General features: G+C 60.3%; 5 protein-coding genes and 1 pseudogene. All 6 read right to left on the bottom strand.

Annotation, left to right across the window (positions count from 1 at the left end; all coding sequences use genetic code 11):
• Window positions 1-1,116 (bottom strand): ABC transporter substrate-binding protein (locus Q7T10_RS01745; protein WP_304745251.1); only part of this gene is annotated, 1,116 nt, incomplete at its 3' end.
• A gap of 45 nt (window positions 1,117-1,161) precedes the next feature.
• Window positions 1,162-1,296 (bottom strand): annotated as a pseudogene (locus Q7T10_RS01740) (ABC transporter ATP-binding protein); the annotation flags it as partial.
• A gap of 93 nt (window positions 1,297-1,389) precedes the next feature.
• Window positions 1,390-2,322 (bottom strand): electron transfer flavoprotein subunit alpha/FixB family protein, encoded by a 933-nt coding sequence (locus Q7T10_RS01735; RefSeq protein WP_304745249.1) that lies wholly within the window; start codon window positions 2,320-2,322, stop codon window positions 1,390-1,392.
• Between the two features lie 10 nt (window positions 2,323-2,332).
• Complete coding sequence (locus Q7T10_RS01730) at window positions 2,333-3,082, bottom strand: electron transfer flavoprotein subunit beta/FixA family protein (RefSeq protein ID WP_304745247.1); 750 nt, start codon at window positions 3,080-3,082, stop codon at window positions 2,333-2,335.
• A 57-nt stretch (window positions 3,083-3,139) separates the two neighbouring features.
• The gene (locus Q7T10_RS01725; protein WP_304745245.1) at window positions 3,140-4,138 is read right to left on the bottom strand and encodes a tripartite tricarboxylate transporter substrate binding protein; all 999 of its coding nucleotides are present in this window, start codon (window positions 4,136-4,138) and stop codon (window positions 3,140-3,142) included.
• Between the two features lie 101 nt (window positions 4,139-4,239).
• Window positions 4,240-5,394 (bottom strand): acyl-CoA dehydrogenase family protein, encoded by a 1,155-nt coding sequence (locus Q7T10_RS01720; protein ID WP_304745242.1) that lies wholly within the window; start codon window positions 5,392-5,394, stop codon window positions 4,240-4,242.
• Window positions 5,395-5,422: the final 28 nt, after the last annotated feature.

Raw genomic sequence — 5,422 nt, 5'->3', positions numbered from 1 at the left:
GTCCCAGGGCGCTTTTGACTCCGCCGGGGATTTCACCTGCATCAGGTACATGTCGTGAACGTAGCGACCGTCAGCACGCACGTAACCCTGAGCGTAGAAATCCTTCAGCTTGGTGCTCTTGAAGTACGCCATGATTTTGTCTGAGTCGGTTGTCTTGGTGGCTTGCACCGCCTTCAGATAGTTCATGGTGGAGGAGTAGTCGGCCGCCTGGACATCGGTAGGCATGCGCTTGGCCTTCTCGAAGAAGCGCCGTCCAAATTTTCGTGTTTCGTCGTTCAGGTTCCAGTCCCAGCTGGTAGTGAACAGCAAGCCCTCCGCTTTGTTGAGGCCCATGCTGTGGACATCGGTGATGAACAACAAGAGGCTTGCGACCTTCATGGACTTGTCGATGCCAAACTCCTTCGCGGCTTTGAGCGCATTGATCATGTCGCCGCCACCGTTGGCGATGCCCAGGATTTGTGCCTTGGAGCTTTGTGCCTGAAGCAGGAAAGAAGAGAAGTCGGATGCGTTGATCGGGTGCTTGACCGAACCCACCACCTTGCCGCCACCGGCCTTGACCACGTTTGTCGCATCGCGCTCCAGCGCTTGACCAAACGCGTAATCAGCGCTCAGGAAATACCAGTTTTTGTACCCCTGTTTCACCAGAGCCCCGGCGGTTCCCTTGGCTGAGGCGACTGTGTCCCAGGCGTAATGGATGGTGTACGGTGAGCACTGCTCATTGGTCAGTGCGGAAGTACCCGGACCGTTTCCGATGAACACCCGCTTTTTCTCTTGCGCGATCTTGGCCATAGCCAAGGCGGCGCCTGAGTTGGTTCCTCCCACCAACATGGTGATGTTCCGGGTATCGATCCACTCTCGGGCTTTTGACGCGGCAATGTCAGCTTTGTTCTGATGATCTCCACTCAGAAGCTCAATAGGAACGCCATTGACCTTGCCGCCAAAATCGTCAATCGCCATCTGTATAGCCATGGCGCCATTCTTGCCATCCAGGTCGGCGTACACGCTGGACATGTCGGTCAGAAAGCCAATGCGTACCTTGTCCTGTGCGTACACAGTGCTTGTGGTCAGGCCTGCTATGCCCATTATCAGGACCATGGTTTTAACGGTCAGTTTCATGATGTCTCCTCTAGGGGCTAAAAAATGCAGTGAAATCACAAGGACTCAAACGCCCAGAAACTCATTGAGCATCGGCATCTTGGTTCCGAGTTCAGCCGCACTGAATTGCGCCACGATGCGGCCATGCTCCATGACGTAGAAACGGTCAGCCAGTGGCACAGCGAAGCGCAAGCTCTGCTCCAAAACCATGATCGTGCAGCCTTGGCATCGTGACTTGGTGGGTGCATGCTTGTGCTGCTCATGGTTTTCGTAGCCTGTTCCTGTGCGAAGTTGTTACAGCGCGGCAATCAGTTCCGGCACAGCCGTAAACAAATCAGCCTCCAGCCCGTAATCAGCGACGCTGAAGATCGGCGCTTCGGCATCCTTGTTGATCGCCACGATGACCTTGGAGTCCTTCATGCCCGCCAGATGCTGGATGGCGCCCGAGATGCCGCAGGCGATGTACAGCTGCGGTGCGACGATCTTGCCGGTCTGGCCGACTTGCCAGTCATTCGGCGCATAACCGGCGTCCACGGCAGCGCGGGAAGCACCCATGGCGGCCCCGAGCTTGTCGGCCAGTGGTGTCATGACTTCCATGAACTTGTCGTGCGAACCCAGGGCCCGGCCACCGGAGACGATGATCTTGGCTGCGGTCAGCTCGGGGCGGTCGTTCTTGGCGATTTCGCTGCCGACAAAACTGGCTTTGGCGCTGGCCGCCACCGCCGTCACGCTTTCCACGGTGGCCGCGCCACCGCTGGCGGGGGCGGCGTCAAAGCCGGTGGTGCGCACGGTGATGACCTTGATGGCATCCAGGCTTTGCACGATGGCAATGGCGTTGCCGGCATAGATCGGGCGCTCGAAGGTGTCCGGGCTGTCGACCTTGGTGACGTCGGAGACCTGGCCGACATCGAGCTTGGCGGCGACGCGCGGGGCAATATTCTTGCCGGAGGCGGTGGCCGGGAACAGCAGGTGGCTGTAGCTGCTGGCCAGCGCCAGCACCTGGGCGGCGATATTTTCAGCCAGGCCGTGGGCGAAGGCGGCGCTGTTGGCGTGCAAGACCTTGCTCACGCCGGCGATCTGGGCGGCAGCCGCGGCAGCAGGACCTGCGTTGGCACCGGCGACCAGCACATGCACGTGACCGCCGCATTGGAGCGCGGCGGTCACGGTATTCAGGGTGGCGCCCTTGAGGGTCGCGTTGTCGTGTTCGGCAATTACGAGTGTTGTCATTTTTTGCTCCTCAGATGACCTTGGCTTCGTTCTTGAGTTTGTCCACCAGCGTGGCCACGTCCGGCACCTTGATGCCGGCGCTGCGCTTGGGCGGCTCGCTCACACGCAGGGTCTTGATGCGCGGGCTCACGTCGACGCCCAGGTCTTCGGGCTTGAAGATTTCCAACTGCTTTTTCTTGGCCTTCATGATGTTGGGCAAGGTCACATAACGCGGCTCGTTCAGGCGCAGGTCGGCGGTGATCACGGCCGGCAGGCTCAGCAGCAGGGTTTCCAGGCCGCCATCGACTTCGCGCGTGACGGAGACTTTGCCGTCCACCACTTCGACCTTGCTGGCGAAGGTGGCTTGCGGCAGATCCGCCAGGGCCGCCAGCATCTGGCCGGTCTGGTTGCAGTCGTCATCAATGGCCTGCTTGCCCAGCAAAATCAGGCCGGGTTGTTCCTTGTCGAGCAGGGCTTTGAGCAGTTTGGCCACCGCCAGCGGCTGCAGTTCTTCCGTGGTTTCGACCAGGATGGCGCGGTCGGCGCCGATCGCCATGGCGGTGCGCAGGGTTTCCTGGCACTGGCTGACGCCGCAGGAGACGGCAATGATCTCGGTGACCAGACCTTTTTCCTTCAAACGCACGGCTTCTTCGATGGCGATTTCATCAAAGGGGTTCATGCTCATTTTGACGTTGGCGATATCTACACCGGTGTTGTCCGACTTGACGCGGACCTTCACGTTGTAGTCCACCACGCGCTTGACTGCGACCAGGACTTTCATCTAACACTCTCCAAAATGGGTAAGCCCCTTCCTGACAGGCGGAAGTGGCGTTGCGGTTTATTCCAGAACGATCTTGCGTTCCTTGATCAGGGCGCTCAGCATGCGGCCTTCTTCGGCCAGCAGCTTGCGAAACTCGGCCGTATCCATGCCAACGGGTTCGGCGCCCAGCGATTCATAGCGGGTTTTGGTGTTGGCTTGGGCCAGTGCTTTGGCAATTTCGCGGCCCATGCGAGCGGTGATGTCGGGCGGTGTGCCATTCGGTGCCCACAAGCCAAACCAGATGTCGAGCTCGGCGCCCTTGAAGCCGAGTTCGGACAGGGTGGGCACCTCGGGGAAAAACGACGAGCGCTTGGTGCCGGCCACCGCCAGCATGCGCACCTTGCCGGAGCGCACATGCGGGAAGGAGATACCCGAATCAAACACATAGTCCGCCTGACCGGCCATCACGTCCTGCAAGGCTGGTGCAGCACCCCGGTAGGGAATATGCGCCACTTGCACGCCCAGAACCTTGTTGAACAACTCGCCGGCCAGATGGGGCGGCGTGCCCGGGCCGGCCGACGCGTAGGACAGTTTGCCGGGGTCGGCCTTGATCATGCTGACCAGCTCCTTGGTGTCCTTGGCGACCAGTTGCGGCTTGACCACTAGGTACATCTGGCTACGGCCCACGCCCGCCACGGGCGTCAGGTCACGCGAAGGCAGAATGGTTTGCTTGAACAGCGACGGATTGGCCGTTTCGACCGAGGTGGGAGCCACCATAAAGGTGTAGCCATCAGCCGCTGCGCGGATCACTTCTGACGCCGCCACATTGCCGCTGGCGCCGGGCTTGTTGTCCACGAGCACTGGCTGCCCCAGTGCTTCACTGAGGGACTGCGCCATCACGCGCGCCATCACATCCGTGGTGCCACCGGCGGCAAAACCCACGACAATTTTGATGGGTTTGGCGGGCCACGGCTGCGCCTGGGCGTGTACCGTGCCTGCCGTACCCAGCAGGCACAAGGCGGCCGCAGCCAGATGCATCACCGTGCGTCGTGGTTGTGAAAAAGATCTCGTTGTCATTGCGTGTCTCGATTCATTTTTACTGACGACTGGGAGCTAAGTCAGAGCAGTGACAGCCGTCACACCACTGCTCTGATGTTGGGTTAAAGTGGGCCGCCTGGTCAGGCCGCGCCGTCGCGCAGCAGGTTGCGGGCAATCACCAGTTGCTGAATCTGGCTGGTGCCTTCATAGATGCGAAACAGGCGAACGTCGCGGTAAAAGCGCTCGATGCCGTACTCAGCCAGGTAGCCGGCACCGCCAAAAATCTGTACGGCCCGGTCGGCCACGCGGCCACACATCTCGGAGGCAAACAACTTGGCGCAGGCGGCCTCTGTCCCGACGTTGTGGCCTTCGTCGCGCTTGCGGGCGGCGTCCAGCACCATGCAGCGCGCGGCGTAAATTTCGGAATGGCTGTCGGCCAGCATGGCCTGGATCAGCTGGAACTCGCCAATCGCTTTGCCAAACTGCTTGCGCTCACGGGCGTAGCGCAGGGCGTCCGCCAGCATGCGTTCGGCGGCGCCCACGCTGGCGGCAGCAATGTTCAGGCGCCCCTTGTCCAGCACCTTCATGGCGGTCTTGAAACCGACGCCTTCCTGGCCGCCAATCAGGTTGGCGACGGGGATGCGCACATTGTCAAAAATCACGTCGCAGGTGTGGGCGCCTTTTTGCCCCATCTTCTTGTCGATGGCACCGAGCGACAAACCCGGTGTACCTTTTTCAACGATGAAGGCAGAGATGCCATCCGCGCCCTTGACCTGCGCCGCCGTGCGGGCCATCACGGTGAAGATGCCCGCTTCGGGCGCGTTGGTGATGTAGCGCTTGGTGCCGTTGATCACGTAAAAGTCGCCGTCTTTCACCGCCGAGGTGCGCAGGCTACCGGCGTCGGAGCCGCTGTCGGGCTCGGTCAGCGCAAACGAGCCAATGATCTCGCCGGTGGCAATCTTCGGCAGGTAGTGCTGCTTTTGCGCCTCGGTGCCATCGATCACGATGCCCTGCGCGCCGATGCCATTGTTGGTGGCGAACAGTGAGCGAAAAGCCGGTGAGGTGTGGGAAATCTCAAAACCGGCCAGCACCTCTTCTTCCATGGTCAGCCCCATGCCGCCATAGGCTTCAGGAATGGACATACCAAAGAGACCCAGCGCCTTCATGTCGCGCACGATGTCCTCGGGGATCTGGTCGGTTTCGCCAACGTGTGCTTCTTGCGGCACCAGCTTCTCGCGCACAAAGCGCCCAATGGTGTCGAGCAACAAAGTAAGGGTTTCTGAGTCTCTGATCATGGTGTTCTTCCGGTGGGTTACTTGACGT

The sequence above is a fragment of the Rhodoferax sp. genome, assembly GCF_030646845.1.
Lineage (GTDB): Bacteria > Pseudomonadota > Gammaproteobacteria > Burkholderiales > Burkholderiaceae_C > Rhodoferax.
The sequence above is the reverse complement of the archived record's forward strand: the minus strand, read 5'-3'. Positions and strand labels throughout refer to the sequence as shown.

Excerpts from the sequence above, each read along its gene's own strand:
- Q7T10_RS01735 (WP_304745249.1), bottom strand. The coding sequence starts at position 2,322 with ATGACAACACTCGTAATTGCCGAACACGACAACGCGACCCTCAAGGGC.
- Q7T10_RS01725 (WP_304745245.1), bottom strand. The coding sequence starts at position 4,138 with ATGACAACGAGATCTTTTTCACAACCACGACGCACGGTGATGCATCTG.
- Q7T10_RS01730 (WP_304745247.1), bottom strand. The coding sequence starts at position 3,082 with ATGAAAGTCCTGGTCGCAGTCAAGCGCGTGGTGGACTACAACGTGAAG.
- Q7T10_RS01720 (WP_304745242.1), bottom strand. The coding sequence starts at position 5,394 with ATGATCAGAGACTCAGAAACCCTTACTTTGTTGCTCGACACCATTGGG.